At 62.3% G+C, this 19,936-nt stretch carries 17 protein-coding genes; 4 read left to right on the top strand and 13 right to left on the bottom strand.

Annotated features, from left to right (window positions below; translation table 11 throughout):
* Window positions 1–16: 16 nt before the first annotated feature.
* The 4 genes from ASD63_RS28500 to ASD63_RS28515 form a co-directional block, all read right to left on the bottom strand.
* The gene (locus ASD63_RS28500) at window positions 17–1,114 is read right to left on the bottom strand and encodes an ABC transporter substrate-binding protein (RefSeq protein WP_060530220.1); all 1,098 of its coding nucleotides are present in this window, start codon (window positions 1,112–1,114) and stop codon (window positions 17–19) included.
* Between the two features lie 71 nt (window positions 1,115–1,185).
* Window positions 1,186–2,322: an ABC transporter substrate-binding protein gene (locus ASD63_RS28505; RefSeq protein WP_034796395.1), complete on the bottom strand. Its 1,137-nt coding sequence runs from the start codon at window positions 2,320–2,322 to the stop codon at window positions 1,186–1,188.
* 54 nt (window positions 2,323–2,376) lie between these two features.
* Window positions 2,377–3,510, bottom strand: coding sequence for an ABC transporter ATP-binding protein (locus ASD63_RS28510; RefSeq protein ID WP_060530112.1), 1,134 nt, complete (start codon window positions 3,508–3,510; stop codon window positions 2,377–2,379).
* A complete protein-coding gene (locus ASD63_RS28515) occupies window positions 3,510–5,360 on the bottom strand; it encodes an iron ABC transporter permease (RefSeq protein ID WP_060530113.1) in 1,851 nt (616 codons plus the stop codon). The genes ASD63_RS28510 and ASD63_RS28515 overlap by 1 nt, the downstream gene beginning before the upstream one ends.
* 584 nt (window positions 5,361–5,944) lie before the next feature.
* On the opposite strand from ASD63_RS28515, the gene ASD63_RS28520 reads away from it, so the two are divergent.
* Window positions 5,945–6,934: a LacI family DNA-binding transcriptional regulator gene (locus tag ASD63_RS28520; RefSeq protein ID WP_060517897.1), complete on the top strand. Its 990-nt coding sequence runs from the start codon at window positions 5,945–5,947 to the stop codon at window positions 6,932–6,934.
* 10 nt (window positions 6,935–6,944) lie between these two features.
* Here the strand turns inward: ASD63_RS28520 and ASD63_RS28525 are convergent, their stop codons facing one another.
* From ASD63_RS28525 to ASD63_RS28545, 5 genes are read right to left on the bottom strand one after another with little or no spacing between them, the layout of a single operon-like run.
* On the bottom strand, window positions 6,945–8,591 hold the full coding sequence (locus ASD63_RS28525; protein ID WP_060530114.1) for a Na/Pi cotransporter family protein: 1,647 nt from the start codon (window positions 8,589–8,591) through the stop codon (window positions 6,945–6,947).
* Between the two features lie 20 nt (window positions 8,592–8,611).
* Window positions 8,612–8,902, bottom strand: coding sequence for a MurR/RpiR family transcriptional regulator (locus tag ASD63_RS28530; protein WP_060530115.1), 291 nt, complete (start codon window positions 8,900–8,902; stop codon window positions 8,612–8,614).
* Between the two features lie 2 nt (window positions 8,903–8,904).
* Window positions 8,905–10,605, bottom strand: a complete 1,701-nt coding sequence (locus ASD63_RS28535; protein WP_060530116.1) for a metallophosphoesterase — start codon at window positions 10,603–10,605, stop codon at window positions 8,905–8,907.
* Window positions 10,598–11,218, bottom strand: coding sequence for a dual specificity protein phosphatase (locus ASD63_RS28540; RefSeq protein ID WP_060530117.1), 621 nt, complete (start codon window positions 11,216–11,218; stop codon window positions 10,598–10,600). The genes ASD63_RS28535 and ASD63_RS28540 overlap by 8 nt, the downstream gene beginning before the upstream one ends.
* A gap of 56 nt (window positions 11,219–11,274) precedes the next feature.
* Window positions 11,275–12,114, bottom strand: a complete 840-nt coding sequence (locus ASD63_RS28545; protein WP_034796402.1) for an inositol monophosphatase — start codon at window positions 12,112–12,114, stop codon at window positions 11,275–11,277.
* A 202-nt stretch (window positions 12,115–12,316) separates the two neighbouring features.
* Between ASD63_RS28545 and ASD63_RS28550 the strand changes: the two genes are divergently transcribed.
* The 3 genes from ASD63_RS28550 to ASD63_RS28560 all read left to right on the top strand — a co-directional run bounded on the left by ASD63_RS28550 (window position 12,317) and on the right by ASD63_RS28560 (window position 16,455).
* Window positions 12,317–13,630, top strand: a complete 1,314-nt coding sequence (locus ASD63_RS28550; RefSeq protein WP_060530118.1) for an MFS transporter — start codon at window positions 12,317–12,319, stop codon at window positions 13,628–13,630.
* Window positions 13,631–14,271: 641 nt separating this feature from the next.
* Entirely contained in the window at window positions 14,272–15,855 is a 1,584-nt protein-coding gene (locus ASD63_RS28555; protein ID WP_060530119.1) for a Na+/H+ antiporter, read from the top strand.
* Window positions 15,856–15,948: 93 nt separating this feature from the next.
* Window positions 15,949–16,455, top strand: a complete 507-nt coding sequence (locus tag ASD63_RS28560) for an NUDIX hydrolase (protein ID WP_034796412.1) — start codon at window positions 15,949–15,951, stop codon at window positions 16,453–16,455.
* Window positions 16,456–16,474: 19 nt separating this feature from the next.
* Here the strand turns inward: ASD63_RS28560 and ASD63_RS28565 are convergent, their stop codons facing one another.
* From ASD63_RS28565 to ASD63_RS28580, 4 genes are all read right to left on the bottom strand, one after another.
* A complete protein-coding gene (locus tag ASD63_RS28565) occupies window positions 16,475–16,723 on the bottom strand; it encodes a WGR domain-containing protein (protein ID WP_034796529.1) in 249 nt (82 codons plus the stop codon).
* A 165-nt stretch (window positions 16,724–16,888) separates the two neighbouring features.
* Complete coding sequence (locus ASD63_RS28570) at window positions 16,889–18,202, bottom strand: TRAP transporter large permease (protein ID WP_060530120.1); 1,314 nt, start codon at window positions 18,200–18,202, stop codon at window positions 16,889–16,891.
* Complete coding sequence (locus ASD63_RS28575) at window positions 18,199–18,711, bottom strand: TRAP transporter small permease (protein ID WP_060518088.1); 513 nt, start codon at window positions 18,709–18,711, stop codon at window positions 18,199–18,201. The genes ASD63_RS28570 and ASD63_RS28575 overlap by 4 nt, the downstream gene beginning before the upstream one ends.
* A gap of 128 nt (window positions 18,712–18,839) precedes the next feature.
* Window positions 18,840–19,817, bottom strand: coding sequence for a C4-dicarboxylate TRAP transporter substrate-binding protein (locus ASD63_RS28580; RefSeq protein WP_060530121.1), 978 nt, complete (start codon window positions 19,815–19,817; stop codon window positions 18,840–18,842).
* Between the last annotated feature and the right edge of the window lie 119 nt (window positions 19,818–19,936).

Genomic DNA, 19,936 nt, shown 5'->3' on the forward strand with positions numbered 1-19,936 from the left:
CGCGCCGGCCGGGATTTTACTTGCTGTAGTTCATGCGCCAGAAATCCTGCCACTCCTCGCGCCGGTCGAAATCGTCAAGCCCAGTGGCCGCGTCATAGGGAAAGAGGCGGTCCGCTACCTCCATGATCCCCGAGGGTTCGTCTTGAGGCATCTTGATGTCGACATTGGTCGGCAGCTTACCGTCCTTCATCTGGGGCGCGATGCCCTCTTCCGTCAGCACGTAGTGGATGAAGAGCTTCGCGGCATTCGGGCTCGCGGATTTCGAGGCGATCAGGCCGAGCTTGGTGTAGGTCCAGCCGACCCAGGGGGTCAGCTCCGTGCAGAGCCCGAGTTTGTAGCCTTTGCCTTCGTTATCACGGAACTTGGCGGAGCTCAGGAGCCCGAAAAAGGGCTCCTTCTGGCCGGCGGCGCCGACGGCTTCGGCAACCGGATCGTCGCCGTCCGTTACCAGCGGGCCGTTTTGTGCCAGGGCCTTGATCCAGGCGGCCGCTGCACTTTTTTCAGCGGTTTCGAGATCCTTGCCGAAGTGGACCTTGTAGGCCTCCTTCACGGCGTTGTCGGCATGCTTTTCCAACTGGTTGAACCAGTCGGTATAGGTGCTCTTGGTCAGGGGATCGACCAGCGCGATCTTGCCTTTCCATTTTGCCTCGGTCAGCTCCCAGATATTGCCGACCGGGCATTTGTCATAGGCCTCGGTGTTATAGGCCCAGACATTGGCATTGGTCGAAATCGCCAGCGGGTTCTGGAAGGCCGCCGGTATCTTCTCCTTCATGTCGCCGGGCAGATAGCTTTCGACGAAGCCCTGCGGCAGAAGCTGGGCGAGCGCTGCCGGCGCGTCGGTGATCAGGGCGACATCGCCCTGGACGTTGCCGGCCTGGGCTTCGCGGATGATCATCTCCAGCTGGCTGTTGGCCGAGACTTTGACGCCGGTCGCCTTCACCCCGTATTTGGCGGTGAAGGCCTCGGCCATCTCGACGATCTTGCCGGTGCTGTCATAGACATTGATCGGCTTTTCTTTCTTCGCCGCCTCCACCAGCGCATTGAGATCAAACGCCTCCTCGGCGTTTGCCTCGACGGCCAATGCGGCCGCAAGGGCGGCAAATACCGCCCCCATGATCATAACCCTGTTCTTACCTTTGCTCATGGTTTCCCCTCCCAAGGAGACCGTTTCACATGTTCAGGCGATTACTTCTGGTAGCTGAGCCGCCACAGGTCCTGCCAGGTCTCGCGCGCGTCCCAGTCGTCGAGGCTCGTTGCCATCTGGTAGGGCATGACCTGATCAAGAACGGCGCCGATGCCCGACGGCTCGTCTGCGGGCAGCGAAACGTCCTTGTTGGTCGACATTTTTCCGTCTTCTGCCTGCGGCGCGATGCCTTCGGCGGTCATCACGTAGTGGATGAAGAGCTTTGAGGCGTTCGGGCTGTTGGTGCCCTTGGTGATCAGCCCGACGCCCGGATACATCCAGCCGAGCCAGGGTTTCAGGTCCTTGCAAAGGCCGAGCTTCATGCCCTTTTCGGCATTGTCGCGGAACTTTGCCGAGCTCATCAGCCCCATGAAGGGTTGCGACTGACCCGGCGCGCCGACGGCATCAGCAGCGGCCGCATCGGCGTCCGTCAGCAAGGGAGCGTTGGCAGCGAGCGCCTTGACCCAGGCGGCCGTCGCACTGCCGTCGTCGGTTTCGAGATCCTTCCCGTAAAGCTCTTTATAGGCGGCCGCCACTTTGTCGTCGCCGTGCTTGGCCATCTGGTTGAACCAGTCGACATAGGATGGCTTGCCGAGCGGATCCTGCATGGCGACCTTGCCTTTCCACTCAGGTCCCGTCAGCTGCCAGATGTTGCTGACCGGGCACTTGTCGAAGAGCTCGGTGTTGTAGGCCCAGACATTGGCGCTGGTAACGACGGTCAGCGGGTCCTGATACTCAGTGGGGATGTTGGCTGCGAGATCCGGCGGCAGCCAGCTTTCGGCAAAGCCCTGCGGGATGAGTTGCGCCATCGCGGCCGGTGCGTCGCTGATGATCGAGACATCGCCCTGGATGTTGTTGGCACGGGCCTCGCGAATGATCATCTCAAGCTGGGCCGTCGCCTTGACCTTGGAGCCCTCGGCGCCGACGCCATATTTCTCGGCAAAGGCCTTGGCCATTTCGACGATTTTGCCGGTGCTGTCATAAACCGTAATCGGCGGCTCCTTGCGCGCGGCCTCGATCAGCGCGTTCAGGTCGAACGGCTCTTGTGCCAGCGCCGGTCCGGCGAAGGCGACGATGGTCGTTGCCAGCAGCGCGCGCCTGATTGCACGGTGCGTCCTTTCAGTCCTTAGAAATTGCATCGTCTGTTCCTCCCTCAGATTATGTTTCGGTTTGTCGTTCGGCACTGAAGCGCCTTAGTTCAGCGTGGACTTGCGCAGCAGCGCGTCCGCTTCGGCGATCCGCTGGCCGTCCTTGTTAAAGACGTGCAGCGCCTCAGGCGGCGCAAAGAACGAAACCCTCGTTCCGGTCTCGACGCGCGGCAGGGCATTGGTCGTCAAGAACAGCGTGTCGCTGCCGTTCCTGAGCTCCAGGATCCAGCTGCCGCCGGTCGGCAGGACGCCTGTCACCGTCATTTCGCCGGAGAAGCTGCCGGCCGGCACATCGTCGGTTTTGACCGAATAGCCGATCGCTTCCGGTCGGATGCCGATCGAGCCAATGCCGCGCAGCGACGGGTGGCGCGTGCCAAGATAGGCCTCGGCTGCGCGCGACAGCTCAGAGGCGGCGGCCGATCCGAAGTTCAGGATGTTGATCGGCGGGCTACCGACGAATTCCGCGACGAAGCGATTGGCCGGGCGATCATAGATATCGTTGGGCGTGCCCATCTGCTGCAGCGTGCCCTCGTTCATGACGGCGATCGTCGTTGCCAGCGTCATTGCCTCCCACTGGTCGTGGGTGACGAAGACGATGGTCGTCTTGAACTCCTTGTGGATGCGTTTGAGCTCGGCGCGCATCTCGAGCCGGAGCCGGGCGTCGAGGTTCGACAGCGGTTCGTCGAGCAACAGAACGCCTGGATTGACCGCCAGCATGCGGGCGAGCGCCACGCGCTGCTGCTGGCCGCCCGAGAGCTGCGACGGGTAGCGGTCGCGGTACTTGGCGATGTCGAGCGCCTGCATCACTTTCTCGACGCGCATTTCACGCTCTTCCTTCGGCAGTTTGCGCAGCCTCAGACCGAAGTCGGTGTTGCGTTCGATTGTCAGGTGCGGCCAGAGCGCGTAACTCTGGAACACCAGCCCCATCTCACGCTTTTCCGGCGGGATGAACACGCCTGCCCTGACCGAGTCGACCACCCGCTCTCCGATGCGGATCTCGCCGTCCGAGAGGTTTTCGAGGCCGGCGATCATGCGCAGCGTCGTGGTCTTGCCGCAGCCAGAGGGTCCAAGAAGGCACATGAACTCGCCGTCGCGGATTTCGAGATCGAGGTTCGAGACGGCATTGGCGGAATTGACGCCGTAGTTCTTCTGGGCGCCGCTGAGATTGATGGTGGGCATCAGCTTCCGAGTCCTTCTGCGAGATTGGTCTTGGTCAGCTTCTGGGCTGCCAGGGTTCCGAGATAGGCGATCGCCGCGATGATCAGCACGACGGCATTGGCGGCTTGCGTGTAGTGGTAGTCGACGAGCCGGAGCGAATAGGTGGTCAGAACATCGGTGCTCGGCACGGCGAGGATGACGAAGAGGCTCAGGCCCTTGATGCCCGAGATGAAGGGCAGCAGCACGCCTGTTACCAGCGAGCCCTTCTGGATCGGAATGACGATCAACATCATCCGCCGGAACCAGCCGGCGCCGGAAATCTGGGCCGCCTCTTCCGGATCCTTGCCAAGCTGGGTCATGGCCGAGATACCGGCGCGCGAGGCGTAAGGCATCTGGTCGGCGATCAGCGCCAGGACCAGGATGGTGACGGTACCATAGAGGGCCGGCATCGGTCCGCGTGGCACGGCGAAGAGCGACAGATAGGCGGCGGCAAAGGCGATACCCGGCACCAGATAGGGCAAGAAGGTGACCTGCCGCAGATAGACCGACAGGACCTTCACCGGCGTGCGGATGACCACATAGCCAACAAGAAGTCCGAGAATGCCCGAGGTCAAGGACGCAAGGCCGACGATGACGAGCGTGTTTTTTGCAGCCGCCCATAGATCGGGGCTTAAGAGGACCCCGGTCTGCAGTGCCACCGTGTGGAGATCACGGCCGATCCAGTAGTCGAGCGTGAAATTGTCGAGCGTGAACTGCGCCGGCAGCTTCATGATGGTGGAGAGGAACAGGGTCAGAAGCGGCAGTCCGACGCTCAAGAGAAAGATAAGTGCGGCAAAACCGGTCGCCGGCAGGCGGTACTTGCCGAGCCGGCTCTGGCGGTTCATCGAACCCTTCGAGCCAACAGTAACGAAGCGCCGGGCTTCACGAACAAGACGCGCATCGATCATCAGGGTGACGATGCCGATCAGCATGATCGAGGCCGCGACGACACCGGCAACGCCGGTCTGGCGCGACGCGATGCTGCGAAAGAGCGAGGTGGAAAGCACTTCGAACTTGACCGGCAGGCCGAGCACATAGGGCACGCCAAACTCGCCGAGGCACTTGGCGAAGATCAGCACCATCGAGGACAGAAGTGCGGGACGCATCAGCGGCAGGATGATCTGCATCGCCACCTGGTAGCGCTTGGCTCCAAGGATACGGGCGGAATCTTCGAGCTGGGAATCGAAGCGACGAAGGGCAGAGCCAAACAGCAGGATGACGAAAGGCGTATAATGTAGCGTCAGGATCACGATGATCGGGAAGCGCCCATAGGCGACCCAGTCGGGCGGCGTCAGCCCCATGGCCTCGAACCAGCCCGGCTGGCCGCCGACGGTGCGGTTCTTGAAGAGCGTTGTCCAGGCAAGCGCAAAGGTCCAGGCCGGCAGCATGTAGGGCACGATCAGCGCTGTTGCGAACCAGCGCCGTCCGAACATGTCTGTCCGGCTGATCAACCAGGCGAGCACCGTACCGATCAACAAAGACAGGCTGATCGCTCCGAGCGCGACCGATAGCGTGTTGAAGAGCGGCCGCCAGAAAAGATCGACCGAGACCGGCGACAGGAAGGCTCGATCAAGGTAGTAGAGCGTAAGCTCACCAAAGTCCTTGCCGAGCCGCCGCTCGTGGCCGAATTGGACACGCACGGAATCGAGCACGATCGAGATGATCGGCACGACGATGAGATAGGTAAAGAGAAGTGCCGTCAGGACGCCGATCAGCGTCGTCGGCTCCCGCGACGCGACCTTCATCCGATAGCGCCAGCGCTGCCATGCCGTCGGCGCCATTGCGCTGCCGGGCAATGTTGCCGCTTTGGCTGTCTCACTCAATAAGGCCATGCTCTTCCCCTTGGAACTCAACATGCGCTGCCTGCCCCGGCGATCGATGCCGGCGGAACTTTCAAAGTGCCAACGGGGAATAGAAATCAGTCGCCAGGGCGTGGCGCTGACCTACGCAAGAAGCCGCTCAATGACGCAAAAGGCGCGGCTGTCGGTTACTCAATCCTCCCCGTTCGCAGGGCAGGCGCAAGCGCTTGCCAGATGTCGGCGCAAGCTCCTCAACCGCGCCGCCATCACCACGAACATAGACAGAACAAAAATTCCAATCCAGCTCTGTCTATGGAACGTATGATCCAATGGTGAGGCGCCATTGTCAACAAAAAAATGCACACGTGCGCAATGATATAAGCTATTGTTTTTGATGACTCTTTTGTGACACTGTTGTATTGTTTTTGGAACACGTGATCATTGAGATTGGGCGAATGACTTCAGCGGGAAGAAACAGCCGATATAGATGGAGCGATGGTGACCGTTCACCGGCATCATCGGCTGGTTCACCGAGCGGGTAGGCTCGAACTTTTTCGTTGGAATGGGCCTGCTTTTGTGGCCCTGATGAAAAGCATCTGATTCTGCAGGAGAAAGGCATGGCGAGGGGCTTTGTGACGGCCGAAGAGGTTGCAAAACGCGCGGGCGTCTCACGCTCGGCGGTCTCGCGAACCTTTACGCCCGGAGCCAGCGTATCCCAGGCTGTGCGGCGCAAGGTTCTCAAAGCCGCCCGGGAGCTCGGTTACCGGGTCAACCGGCTGGCGCAAGGACTGAACAACGACCGCTCCAATCTCATCGGGGTCGTCGGTGCCAATCTCAGCGCACCCTTCCATGCAAAACAGCTCGATCTCTTGAGCATCGGCCTGTTGCGTCGCGGTCTGCAATGCCTGTTGCTCAATGCCGCGGATGCGCGAAAGGATATCGCGCCGCTGATCGAGCTACTGTTCGAGTTCCGGGCGCAAGCGATCATCGTTCTTTCCGGAGAGCCGCCGGAATCGATCGTCGACCAGTGCATTGCCAACGGCGTGCGCCTGATCCTGATCAACCAGAAAATCGATCGCACCGATACCAGCATGGTGCTGAGCGACGATTCCCGCGGTGCGGACCTTGCAGCACTGCGCCTGATCGAGGCGCGCTGCAAGAAGGTTGCGGTGATCTCGAGTGGCAGCCAAACCCCTGCTCAGGTGCGCCGCACCACTGCGTTCAAAAAGAAAATGGCGACCGCCGGGGTCGAGGTGGTCGCCTGGTCGGGCGGTACCACGAGTTATGAAAGCGGTTACCAGGCTGGCTGCGAGGTGCTCGTCGACGAGGCGATCGACGGCGCGTTTTGCGTTACCGATCTCTTGGCTCTCGGCTTTCTCGACGCTGCCCGCACCGAAATGCACCGCCGCGTGCCGGCCGATCTTTCCGTCGTCGGCTTCGACGATATTCCGCAGGCAGGGTGGAAGAGCTACGAACTCACCACCGTTGCGCAGTCCTTCTCCGCTCTGACGGAGCATGTTCTCGAAGCGCTGGAAGCCGACGAGATGGAAACGCGACTTCAGGTCGTTCCCGTCACGATGGTCGAGCGCAAGACCGCCCGACGCTAGACCGGAATGCTCAAGTGGCCGCCGGCCGGATACGGCTGTCGATCAACAACCCGCTCTGATCAAGGATGGGGTGCGCGACAGTTGCGATGTGTGCATTGATGCGTTTGAGATCGCGCAGCATGTCGAGATGGAGCGAGCTGGTTTCGATGCTTTCGGCGCGACCATCGCGCAGGCGCTGCAGATGCCGCTCAGCCGACTGCCGCTCCAGCCTGCGGACATCTTCCTTGGCTTCTACCAGGCGCCGCGCCATCGCGTTGTCACGCGTGGCAAACACGGCCTGGGCCATGCGCAGATTGTCGATCGTGATGGCGAAGAGACGCGACAGTTCCTCGTGGCCATCGGAGGAGAAAGCCAGGCCGCGGGCGATCTTCTTTGCAAGTTCGGCAAGGAGCCCCTTCTCGATGATGTCGCCGATATGCTCGAGGTTGATGGCATAGTCGACGATATCCATGGCGTGGCGGCGCTGTTCCTCGGCGATTTCGGACTGGCCGACGCGCGAGACGTACACCTTGATCTCGTGTTGCACGCGATCCACGCGCCCTTCAAGCGTGCTGATCGCAGCAAGCCTGGAAGGGTCCGTCTGCTGCAGGGCATCGTTTGCTTCGACCAGCATGCGCTCGACCAGGTCGCCGACGCCGAGCACTTCCCGACTTGCGCCGGCAAGCGCTGCGACCGGCGTGCCGAGATCGTTCTGTTCAAGGAAAAGCGGGCCGTCCGTCGCCTTTGGCTCGTCCGGCAACAGGCGCATGGTCAGGCGGGATAGAGGCCGAGCGAGGGGAGCCGCCAGAAGCGCCAGTGCGAGATTGAAGGCGAGATGCACATCAACCGGCAGATTGCCGCGTGAGACAGGCGGCCAGTCGATATGCGGGGCGATGTACCCGGCGAGCGCCAGAGCGGCCAGGCAGCCGACGGCACGCACGATCAGGTTGCCAAGGGCAACCCGCCTGGCGCTCGCCGCAGCCTTGAATGTGGCTAGAACCGGAGGCACAGCACCGCCGAGATTGGCTCCCAGAACGAGGGCGATGAGCGGGCCGGTCGAAAGGCTGGCGGATGTTGCAAGAGACAGGATCAGCACAACGACTGCCAGGCTCGATGACGCGAGCGCTGCGAGTCCTGCCGAGATGACGAGCGCCACCGGCCAGGCATTGTCGAGCATCCCGAAGAAAGCCGAAAGGGCGGCAGAGGTCCGCAGCGGTTCGGTCGCACCGCCAATCAGATGCAGCGACAGCAACATCAGCCCGATGCCGACGAGCGCTGCGCCTGATCCCTTGCGCGTGCTCGAGCTGCCGCGCCCGACAACGAAACCGCAAAGCAGCAAGAGCGGTGAGAGCCAGCCGAGCCCCAAAGCCACGATCCAGGCCGTCATCGCCGTGCCGACGTTGGCGCCGAGCAGCACGATCTGCGCCATGCGCGGCACGATGAGATCACGCTCGACGAAGGACGCGACCATGAGAGCGGTGGCGGTGGAGCTCTGAAGGGCGATGGTTGCGACGAGGCCACTGAAAAACGAACGAAGACCGTCACGCGTCCCGGCCGCCAGTCCGGCTTTCAGACGGGCACCAAAAGCGCGTTGCATGCCGTCGCGCACCTGACCAAGGCCGAACAGGAGGAGCGCCACCGCGCCGAAGAGGTTGATGCTGACGATCGCAGTGCTCATGGCCCCCTCCCCAATGCTGCTTATTGCCGGCCGCGCAGCAACTCCGCTCGAAAGAGTTGCTGAAAGGATGCATAGGTCTCAAAGCCGAGGTCGCTGACGAGCCGTATGACTGTCGTCGTCGAGACACCGCTGCGCACGGCCACTTCCCGTGCGCTCGCAAAGGCGACGTCGTACGGATGGGCAAGCACGAACTTGGCCACTTCCAGGCGCCCACCCTTCAGATGACGTCGGCCCAGACGGCAAGATTCCCGCAACTCGATGAAAGTCGCCGGCGGCGCGGAGGAAGAGGCCGTGGAGAGCAACTGGTCCATGGTCAGGCAGCCTCTTCCGTGTCGGAGGTGCTCTCGATGCGGATGTGCAGGCTTCCCGCTTCGGCACGATCGAGGAAGGCGTCGAAGGCCCCGAAGAAGATCGCCAGGAAGCCTGATGTCGATCCGTCCCAGCCGGTCCCGGGCGGACGGCCGAAGTGTTTGGCGAGCAGGCGATAAAGCGCGCGGCGCCGCTCAGGTATCTTGTCAAGAGCAAGGACGCCGGCCTGGCGCAGGCAATACCAATCGGCGATCACCTCGATCATGTCGAGGCTGGCGGCGTCCTCAGAGATGGCGATCGCTCCTTGCCCGGAAGCGCTCGTCATGGCGCCGGCGTCGGGCATCAACTTGCAGACCGCAGCGATCGAAAGCCCGGATATTTCGTTGACGATATCTCCGGGCCATTCCTTCGGAAAATAGCGATGCTGGACCAGGGCACGCTTGTGTGCCTTCAGGAAGGAACCGTAATCCGCCGCGGCAAAGGCTGGGTCCGGATATTCGCCGGCTCGCGCCGCTTCGCGACGATAGGCGCGCAGCACGCGTGGATCGACGGCCATCGCGGACAGTTCGACGGTTTCGATGGACGACGCCGATTGAGACGGTTCGACGATCTTGAAGGCCGGCGGAAAGGCCACGAGCGACGGCACGGCGACATTGATCAGCGAGCGGCAGCCGCGCGCGCGGCGCGTAACGCCTTCGACATGCAGGTGCCCGCTAAAATGCAGCGTCATGCCGGCGGTCATCAGTGCATCTGCGACCGCCTGCTGTGGTGTCCTGCGGGCAATATTGGTCTCGCCGAAGAGAACGCTTTCGGCTCCCGTTGCGCCATCGAAGGGATCGAGCACCGGATAATGCGAGAATGCGAGCAGCGTTTTTCCGAGTTTCGTTGCGCGCGCGGACACGTCGGCAATCCAGTCGACGATGAACGGTTTCAGCCTGATAAGCGCGTTCCAGCCCGCGCCGGTGCTGTCGACGAAAGCGGCTTCATCGCCCTCCTCAAACAGGCCGTCGCGTGGTTCGAAGACGTTGGCATCGATCATCAGCAGCCAGAGACCCGGCTCGGGCTCGACCAGATAGGAGGCATCCATCAGCCGGTAACCATTCCGGCCGTCCGGAGACGAGACCGGGTAGAGCCGATCCTCGACGCGGTCAGACGCCCCGAACGGGGTTTCCCAATGAAGATAGTCCGGCCGTCGGAAGTACCCATGGGTAGCCACAGGGGCAAGGCCCGTCGGATATCCCTCGCAATACATGCGCGGCGTTGCGTGGCTGCCGGGGGCTGCCTTTCCTACGTCGCTCGTGACGAGGACCCTCACGTCGTTCCGATCAAGAAATTGTTTGGTGTGGTGTCGCCCCTTGGGCCCGAAGATGTCGTGGTTGCCCGGAAGCGCATAAAAGCGCGTGCCATGGGTGCTCTCGTGCCCATCAAGAATGGTGCGCAGGCGCGCCGTTGTCTGTCTTTGCCCGTCGTCCGTGTAGTCGCCCAAAAGGACGACGTGACGGATGCCGCGGCGCGCGATCTCCGCCAAGGCCTCGTCCAGCGCTTTGGCACTTTCGTTGAAGACGCGGGTGGATTCGCGCGTGTCGGTCCAGCTTCTGACGGCCAGTTTTTCGCCGTCGATCTCTATCCGCGGGAACTCGAAATCGCCTTCAAGATCATGGAAATGGGCGTCGGCGATGATGGCGATCCGAGGCAAATCAGACATCGGCCTTCACCTCCAGACGGGAGGCCTCGACGAGGTCGATCCAGGCCGAAGCGCGGCGCGCTGCCTCATAGAGCATGGGCTTCGGCGTCTCGAACCATTCATCCGGCCGCAGTTCGCGATGCTCGCGGATGTGGGCGACGGCCGCGTCGAGTGTGGGAAACAGATGCGGCTGCTGCTTGTGCAGGAACAGCGCCACCAGCGACACCGAGCGGCTGCGTCCGCCGCGGCAATTGACGAGGATGTTGCCGCCATCGGCGAAGGGGTAGGTTTCGCGCTTCGGCATCGTCTGGCGTAGCGCACCGTCGAGAATGTAGTAGGCACCGAGCATCATCGTGTCGGGGCTGCCATCACCGTCGATCATGCCGAGCTTGTAATATCGGACGGCCGCATAGCCGCTTGCACAAAGATCATCATTGATGCTGACTTCTTCTTCGCGCACGAGGTTGATGTCCAGGTTGATCGCGCAATTGACGACAATGGAGATCCCGTGACGTTTGAGCAGGTCCAGGTCACGCGCGCCGTCACTGCCGCCGATATAGAGATCGGCGCTGTGGGGCCCGAGTTCTCTGGCGATCAGACTGATAGCGGGCCGGGTGTAGACCGGTGCGTCCATTGGATTTCCCCTTGTGTATGCGAACGGGTGGCATGCGTGTTCAGGTTACCGCGGTTTCAGGCCAGCTGGAGCCTGGCGGCTTGCTCCCTTTTTTGGACCGGGATGCCTGAAGCCACACTTACGCCGCCGGCAATCGCCGGCGTCGATGCGAGCACCGGCCCGCCGTCGAGCAGGCTGCCTATTTCCATGAAGGGACACACGGCGCCGCCCGCCTCGGCAACGAGCAACAGTCCGGCAAGGCAATCCCACGAGTTCATGTGCAGCTCGACATAGGCGTCCGAGCGCCCATCGGCGACGTAAGCGAGCGCAAGTGCCCCCGAAGCGCCGCGCCGCACATTGGCGCCCTTCTCCAGCATCTGCCGCATCGTCTCCAGATAGGTCTCGTCCGGCACCCGCCGCGACCAGCCCATTTCGACCGACGCGGCATCGAAGGTAGCCGTCGACGAGACCGTGATGACCTTGCCGTTGAGCGTTGCACCTTCTCCCCGGCGGCAGAAATAAAGTTCGTCGTGGGCCGGATTGTAGATTGCGCCGATCTCTGCGTGTCCGTGTTCGACATAGGTTATGGAGATGCAGAAGTGCGGGATTCCGCGCGCGAAGTTTGCCGTGCCGTCGACGGGATCGACGACCCAGACGCGATCGGCAACGGTCCCGCCGCCCTCCTCGCCCAGGAACGCATCGGCCGGAAAATGGGTGGCAATTGCGTCGCGAATATGGGCCTCGGAGGCCGCATCGGTTTCCGTCAGAAAATCCTGCGGGCCCTTTAGGGAAAAGCCACGCTCGGCACTCGCCTTGAAGCCGTCGAGCACCAGAGCGCCGGCAGAGCGAATGACATCCCGACACAACAGGGCCCGCCCCGAAAGGTCGTTCGAATAGCGCGGCTTGTGATCGTTCATCGGCGAAACTCCATTGCACACGCGTGCATATTTGCACGCGTGTGCATGTCGCGCAAGTCGAAATTGCCGGTCCGTGCCAGGTGCCTGGAAGATTGGTCGATCCTCGCGGCCGCACTCAGCCGGACATCTGCGGCATTTCTGCAATATCCAAGCAGGCGCGGTCGACGTAGTGTCCACACGTCGAATCTCAAGGTAGGGTCGAATGACGACGATCACGATACAGGAAGCGCTCGACCGGGCGGGCACGGGCCCCTATCAGCGGCGCCTGATGGGCATATTTGGCCTGGTTTGGACGGCCGACGCCATGCAGGTGCTCGCCGTCGGGTTCACCGCCGCCTCCATTGCCGCAACATTCGGGCTGACGGTTCCCCAAGCGTTGCAGACGGGCACGTTGTTTTTCCTGGGTATGCTGATCGGCGCCGTCGGCTTCGGCAGGCTTGCCGATCGGATCGGCCGGCGCCGGGTCCTGCTGGTAACCGTTGCCTGCGACGCGGTCTTCGGCATTCTGTCGATCTTCGCTCCGAATTTCGTGGTCCTGCTTGTCCTGCGCTTCCTCACCGGCGCTGCGGTCGGCGGCACACTTCCCGTCGATTATGCGATGATGTCGGAATTCCTGCCGGCGCGCAGCCGCGGGCGATGGCTGGTCATGCTCGAAGGCTTCTGGGCCGTGGGCACGCTGATCGTGGCACTGGCGGCATGGCTCATCGCTCTTGCCGGCCTTACGGACGGATGGCGCTACATCTTTGCCGTCACGGCCATTCCGGCAGTCATTGGCGTCGGACTACGCTTCCTCGTGCCGGAATCGCCGCTTTACCTGTTGCGCGCGGGCAAGGCGGAGGCGGCCAAGGCGATCGTCGATCGAATGCTGGCAGCCAACGCTCGACCGCAACTCGAGCCGACCGTATCGATCGCCCTGCCTGTACCGACGGCCGATCTCAGTATCTTTTCGAAGGACTTGCGTCGCCGCAGCCTTCTGATCCTTTCGGTCTGGTTCCTCGTCTCGGTCTCCTACTATGGCGTCTTTACCTGGATGCCGCCGCGGCTTGCGGGAGAAGGCTTCGGCTTCGTGCGTGGCTATGGGTTCCTCGTTCTCATCGCTCTGGCGCAGATCCCGGGCTATGCGCTTGCCGCCTACGGCGTCGAGAAGTGGGGACGGCGCCCGACGCTGGTCGGTTTCTGCCTGCTCTCCGCCCTCAGTTGCCTGTTGTTCGTCGTGGCGGATGCGGCCTTGGTCGTTGCCGCTGCGCTCCTGATCATGAGCTTTGCACTGCTCGGCACATGGGGCGCACTCTATGCCTATACGCCGGAACTCTATCCGACCGCCTCGCGCGCGACCGGCATGGGGGCGGCCGGCGGCATGGCTCGGCTCGGTGGCCTGCTTGCGCCTTCGCTCATCGGATTGCTGGTGGCGAAGGGCTTCGGCCTGGCGATCGGCACCTTTGCAGGCTTGCTGCTTGTGGCGGCGATCGCCGCTGCGTTGATCGATGCGGAAACCCGCAAGGTATCGCTGACCTGATACGGTGCATTCTTTTCAGGGGCAGTAGCTCACAGTTTGGAAAACTGAACTGCGTTTCAACGCGTTAGCGCCTCCTTTCCCTGTGAACAACCTGTGGACCGGCTGCGGACAAGGCCGGAAGTCGGGTTGCCGGCTGTTCGATCGTAAAAGCGCTCGTAAAATGGCTGTGCGGTCAAGCTCACGACCGTTAGTGTAGCAACTATCTCATCGGGGCCGGCACGTGTGCCGGTCCCGATTGTATGCCGGGGCGGCTGTCCTTGGCGACGTCCCCCTCCTCCCGACGTACGCTCATTTTGGCACCGTTTGGCAGTTCCGGCCGACGACCGCGGCGCACGTCTTGCGTTTATGCATAGCTGCATTGCACAATAAATGTTTTCCAGCTGGTCAAAAATCAGGCATAAAGCACACAGCTGATGCACATGGCGGGTCTCCTCCCAGTCCGCCGCAGCAGCTGTTCCCCTCTGGAGGTTTTTGACCTTCACACCTTTATGGGCCGCGGTCTTCCGCTGGCCCTTTTTTCTTTTCTGCGACCCTTCACCTTCGGCAAGGCTCCACGCCACTGTTGCTGCACGCGCAATTGCGTTTCGAAAAAACGTGTTCTGTAATGGGCCGCGTCATTGAGCGATGGAGGCGGGAGACCGGTGGAGCCGATACATCTGTTCGAACTGGTGATCGGCATGTTTGTCGCGATCATCGCGCTGCACTACGTCGCGCATCGGCTCGGCCTGCCGCCGTCGGTGGCGCTTCTTAGCGGTGGCGCGATGCTCGCCTTCATGCCGGGGCTGCCGGCCATCGCGGTCGACCCGGAGCTGGTGCTCGTCATCTTCTTGCCGCCGCTGCTCCTCGATGGCGCCTGGACGATCGCGGTCGGCCGCCTGCGCCGTCACCTGATCGGCATCGCCTCGCTTGCGATCGGCGCAGTGTTTTTTACCGCGGCCGTCGTTGCCGTCGTGACGCACTTCATCTTCCCGTCCCTGCCTTGGGCCGCATGCGCCGCGCTCGGGGCGATCGTCTCGCCGCCCGACGCCGTCTCGGCACGGGCCGTGCTGCAGCGCGTACAGTTGCCGCGACGGCTGCAGATCCTGCTCGAAGGCGAAAGCCTGCTCAACGACGCAAGCGGACTGGTATTGTTCCGCTTCGCTATCGCCGCCGGCGTCACCGGGGCTTTCAGCGCCGGCGAGGCGGTCGGCAACTTCTTCCTGCTGGCGATCGGCGGTGCCCTTGTCGGCCTCGCCATCGGTACGGCGTGGGTGCTGCTTGCCCGCCGCCTCGGAGATGAGTACCTGATCATCGCCGCGACGGCCCTTTTGTCCTGGACGTCCTACCTCCTCGGCGAGTTCCTGCATGTTTCCGGCGTGATCGCGACAGTTACCACCGGCCTCGTCGCCAGTTGGCACCAGCACACCGTGCTCTCGGCCGCCACCCGTATGCGCGGCTCCGCCTTCTGGACCGTCATCGTCTTCCTGATGGAGGCCGCGGTTTTCATCCTGATCGGCCTGTCGCTTCGCGGCGTGGTCGAGCGCGGCGGCGGGTTCGAGACCGTTGCAGCGACCTTGGGATGGCCGATCCTCATGGTGCTCTTCGCGCTCACCGTCGCCCGCTTCTTCTGGGTGTTCGGTTCCGACTTCGCAATCTGGCTTGGCAACAGGCTGGGGCTCAAGCGCTACACGCCGGTCGGCGCGCGTGGTGCGACCGTGCTTTCCTGGGCCGGCGTTCGCGGCGTGGTAACCCTCGCGCTTGCGCTGAGCGTGCCCGAAGGCTTCCCTGGCCGGGACTTCATCCTGGTAACCTCCTTTGCCGTGATCCTTGGAACGGTGCTAATCCAGGGAACGACGCTCGGGCGGGTGATCGCCTGGGCGAGGCTCGTCGAGCCTTCGTCTGAAAAGGCGCCCCTCACCCTAAGCCAGGCCGAGGCGGCGATGGCCCAGGCGCAGCTCATCACCATTCAAAGCCGCGCCTATGACACGGCGGGCAATCTCATCCATCCGCAATTGCTGGACCGCTATCAGCGCCGAGCGGTTTCGATCGTCGACTATGCCGCGCGCACGGAGCATTACACGCCGATCCTCCACGCCCATTTCGACGTCGTGCTCGAAGCGGTCGCGACCGGGCGGCGCGAACTCATCCGGCTTCATCGCGCCGGCGAAATCGACGATGAAACGCTGCATGAACTGGAGCGCGATCTCGACCTTGAGGAATTGAGCGCAATATCTGCCAAGGCGTGAGCCTCTTGCCGGAACGTTTCTTTCCATTTTCTCCTTTGACATGAGGGGCGGATGTCCTAGATGTCCGCAAATTGGCGCCAAGTATCGAGGAGCTTGAGAGCGATCAAGAAGTCAAAGGCGCCGAAACCACCAAAACCGAAGACGCTGTTGCAGAAGCTGGCTGCCTCGCCCGAGAAACTGTTTTCGGGTTCGTTTCGCCAGCAATGTGCAGCACTTTGCTATCGTTACGTGCCTGACGGCGCGATCGAGATCCTTGTGGTGACGTCGCGCGACAGCGGCCGCTGGCTCATTCCAAAAGGCTGGCCGATGAAACAGAAGGAACCGCACGAGGCCGCGGCGATCGAAGCCTTGCAGGAGGCCGGTGTTCGCGGGAAAGTTCGCAAGAAGCCGATTGGCAGCTACACCTACTTAAAGATGCTCGATGACGGCGACGTGGTGCCCTGTATCGTTGACATCTTCCAGATCGAAGTCACCAAGCTGGCGGAAAAATACAAGGAGAAAGGCGAGCGTTTGGTCGCCTGGGTCAGCCCCGATGAAGCGGCGCGGCGCGTCCGCGAAATCGAGCTCAAATCGCTTCTGGTCGACTTCAAGCCGCGGTGAAGTCGCGCACCTTTCCGGATCACATCCTCGGACGATAGCCGCGCTGACGTTTGCTACGCGTTAGCTCGAGGAAGAGTTTGACCGCCTCCTCCTCCCGCGCGAAGTGGTGCACCATCATCTGGCCGTGACTTCCGATCCGTCCCCAGCGCCGCGTCAGGCACGCCTCGCCCAATAGGGACATGGAGATCTGCATGGAGTAGTAGCGCGCCATGTTTCTGGCCGCGTCCCTTCGCTCGACATAGATCTGGTAGGGCTGAACGATCGTCATGCGCGAAGATTCGGCGATCGGCGCGCATAGGTCCAACGAGAGTTTTGAATCGATCCGGGGTGATCGATTCATTTTCGTGATCTGTCGCAACGGTGGGTCGGAGCGACGTGCCAGGGCTTAGTCCGGCGCCCAAGTCAAAGGCCGCCGGAGCCGCTCTGGATCGCGCTACTGAACCGCCGCGGTTCCGTAGACGAGGTTCGGCAGCCACAGCGAGAGCTGCGGAAACATGCTGAGCATCACCACCAGCACCATCATCATTGCGAGATAAGGCAGGACCTCCCGCGCATAGGCCATCATCGGTACCTTCAACACCATCGACGAGATGTACATCAGGCCGCCGACCGGCGGCGTGATGCCGGCGATCGTCAGGTTGGTGATGAAGACGACGCCGAAATGCACCCGGTCGATACCGACGCCGTCGATGATCGGGATCAGCATCGGGGTGAGGATGATGAGCGCCGCCGAGCCTTCGATCGCCGTGCCGATGACGATGAGGAGAACGTTGATCAGGAGCAGCATGAGGAGCGGGTTGTCTGTCGCGCCACCTAGCCAGCCGGACATGGCCTGGGGCACCTGTTCCCAGGCGAGATAAAAGCCGAAGGAGGCGGCCGCGCAGATCATGATCATCACCACGGCGGAATCGCGCACCGCTTCTGCCAGGACCTCCGGGATTTGCCGGAAGGTGAACTCGCGGTATCCGAAGATGGCGACGAAGAGCACGTAGACGACGACAACCGCCCCGGCCTCGGTGGTGGTGAAGATGCCGTAGCGCGTGCCGGCGAAGATGACGACCGGGATCGACAGCGCCCAAAGGCCGTCGATCAGCGCCCGGCTCGCCTCCGCCCTGCTGGCGCGTTCCTTGCGGAGCGGCTTGTAGCCACGCTTGCGGGCGATGAAATAGGTGGTGACCATCAGACCTGCCGCAAGCACGAGGCCGGGAACGACGCCTGCAGCAAACAGTCGGCCGATCGAGGTTTCGGCGAGGAAGCCGTAGACGATGAGACCGATCGAAGGCGGGATCAGGCTGGTAATGATCGCCGCCGACGAGGTGATGACCGCGGCGAAGGCACGGCTATAGCCCCGTTCCGACATCTCGACGCCGAGCGTCTTTGCGAGCATCGCAGCGTCGGCGTTGGCAGACGCTGTCAGGCCGCCGAGAAGCGTGCCGAGCACCGTACACATCTGCGCCAGTGCGCCGGTCATGTGGCCGACCAGCACGTCGGCGAGCGTCAGCAGGCGCCGGGTGATGCCCGATGCATTCATGATGCAGCCGGCAAGCACGAAGAGCGGCAATGCCAGCAGTGACACGGACTGGCTGCCCTCGGCCATCTCCTGTGCGAAGTTGGCAAGCGGGATCATGTCCATGTTGATGAAGAAGAAGGCAAGCGCCCCGATCGCCATCGCCCAGGTGATCGGCGTCGACAGGAGGAAGAGGACGACGACCAGCAGCGAGGGGCCGGCAAGATGAAAAAGGGTCATATCAGCGATTCCACATTGCGGTGCAGGCGAACGGTCCATGGCCTTTCGACGATCAGGTGCTGGACGAACATGCCGGCCGAAGCCAGCGCCAGCGGCCCGTAGGAAAGGCTGCGAGACAGATCCATCGCGATCGTGTGAACGTGCCGCGAAGTCCAGGCCTGCCAGCCGAAGAGAACGGTCATGACGATGAAGAATAGCGCCAGCAGCAGGTAGTTGAACCAGGCGATCGCCTGCTGCCAGCCGTTGGGTAGCGCCGCGACGAGGACATCGATCGCCGCATGCGTGCCGAGACGAACACCGGCGACGGCGCCGAAGAACACGAGGTAGGCAAAAGCCATGATCGCCAGCTCGTAGGTCCAGGCAGCCGGCTGCGGGAAGATGTAGCGGCTGACGACACCCCAGAGGATCGAAAAGACGATGACGAGAAGGGCGGCAACGCCGACCGCTTCATCGGCGCGCCGCAGGCTGAAGAGAGGAGCGGTCTCTTCCGGCGAAGGTGAGGTTTCCATGATGGCCCCAATCATTTTGAAAGGCGGAACAGGGCCGGCGCTTGGGCCGGCCTGATGGTTTTCTGTCGCGGCATCCTGAACGCGCCCGACGCCAGCACGACGCGGCGCCGCGTCGTGCAATTGCCTGCTTACTGCGCCATCGCCCTTTGCACCTGGTCGTACACGCCAGGCGTGATGTTTGGCACTTTCTCGTAGGCAGCGCGCGAGGCTTCGATAAAGGCCGGGATGTCGATGTCGGTGACGATCTCGACGCCGGAAGCCGCAAGCTGCTTGGCGTAGGCGTCATCCGTTTCGAGCGTCATTTCGGTCAGCTCCTTGGCGATCGTCTGGCCTTCCTCGAGCAGGATTTTCTGCAGGTCTTCCGGCAGGCCGTTGAAGAATTGGCTCGATGCCACCCAGGCGGTGAACATGATCTGGTGGCCGGTTTTGGAGATGACCTTGCGGGTTTCGTTCAGCTTGGCGCCGGCGATCGAACCGAAGGGGCCTTCGGCCGCATCGACGACGCCGGTCTGAAGCGCGTTGTAGACGTCGCCCCAGGGCAGTTCGGTCGGCCGTGCGCCATAATTGCCGAAGGTCGCCATCATGATCGGCGACGAAGGCACGCGGATGGTGACGCCGGCGAGATCGGCCGGCGAGCGAACCGGCTTGTTGGCGATGATGTGGCGATAACCGAAGAGGCCGTTCGGCATGATGATTTTGATGCCCTGCGCCTCAAGCTTGCCCGAGAGCTCCTTGTAGAGGTCCGACGCGAAGAGACGGTCGGTCGCCGCCAGATCGGGGTAGACATAGGGGCCGGCCAGAATGGAGAGATCCGGGACGAACTGGCCGAGCTGGCCATAGTCGGTGGCGCTGAGCAGACTTGCGCCGCTCATGACCATCTCGTTGACCTTCTTCTGCGCGCCGAGCTGGTCGCCGGTCATGACCGTGATGGCGATGCGGCCACCCGAACGTTCGCCGACACGCTCGGCATAGGTCTTCATGGCTTTGACGATCGGCTCGTTCGGATTCACCTGCGAGGTCGAGAACCTCAGGCTGTATTCCTGCGCGTTGGCGACGGCGCAAAAGGACGGCGCAGCCACGGCTGCAGCCAGAACAAAGGTCTTCATCAATTTCCTCCTCTTCCCGGACTCCCCTCCGGGATTCACAATGAATGAATAGATCATTCATAAATGAACGCATGACGTCAAGGGCTGGGCGCCGAAATTGACCGAGGATCGGACGAAAC

The sequence above is a fragment of the Ensifer sp. Root558 genome (assembly GCF_001427045.1).
Taxonomy (GTDB): domain Bacteria; phylum Pseudomonadota; class Alphaproteobacteria; order Rhizobiales; family Rhizobiaceae; genus Ensifer; species Ensifer adhaerens.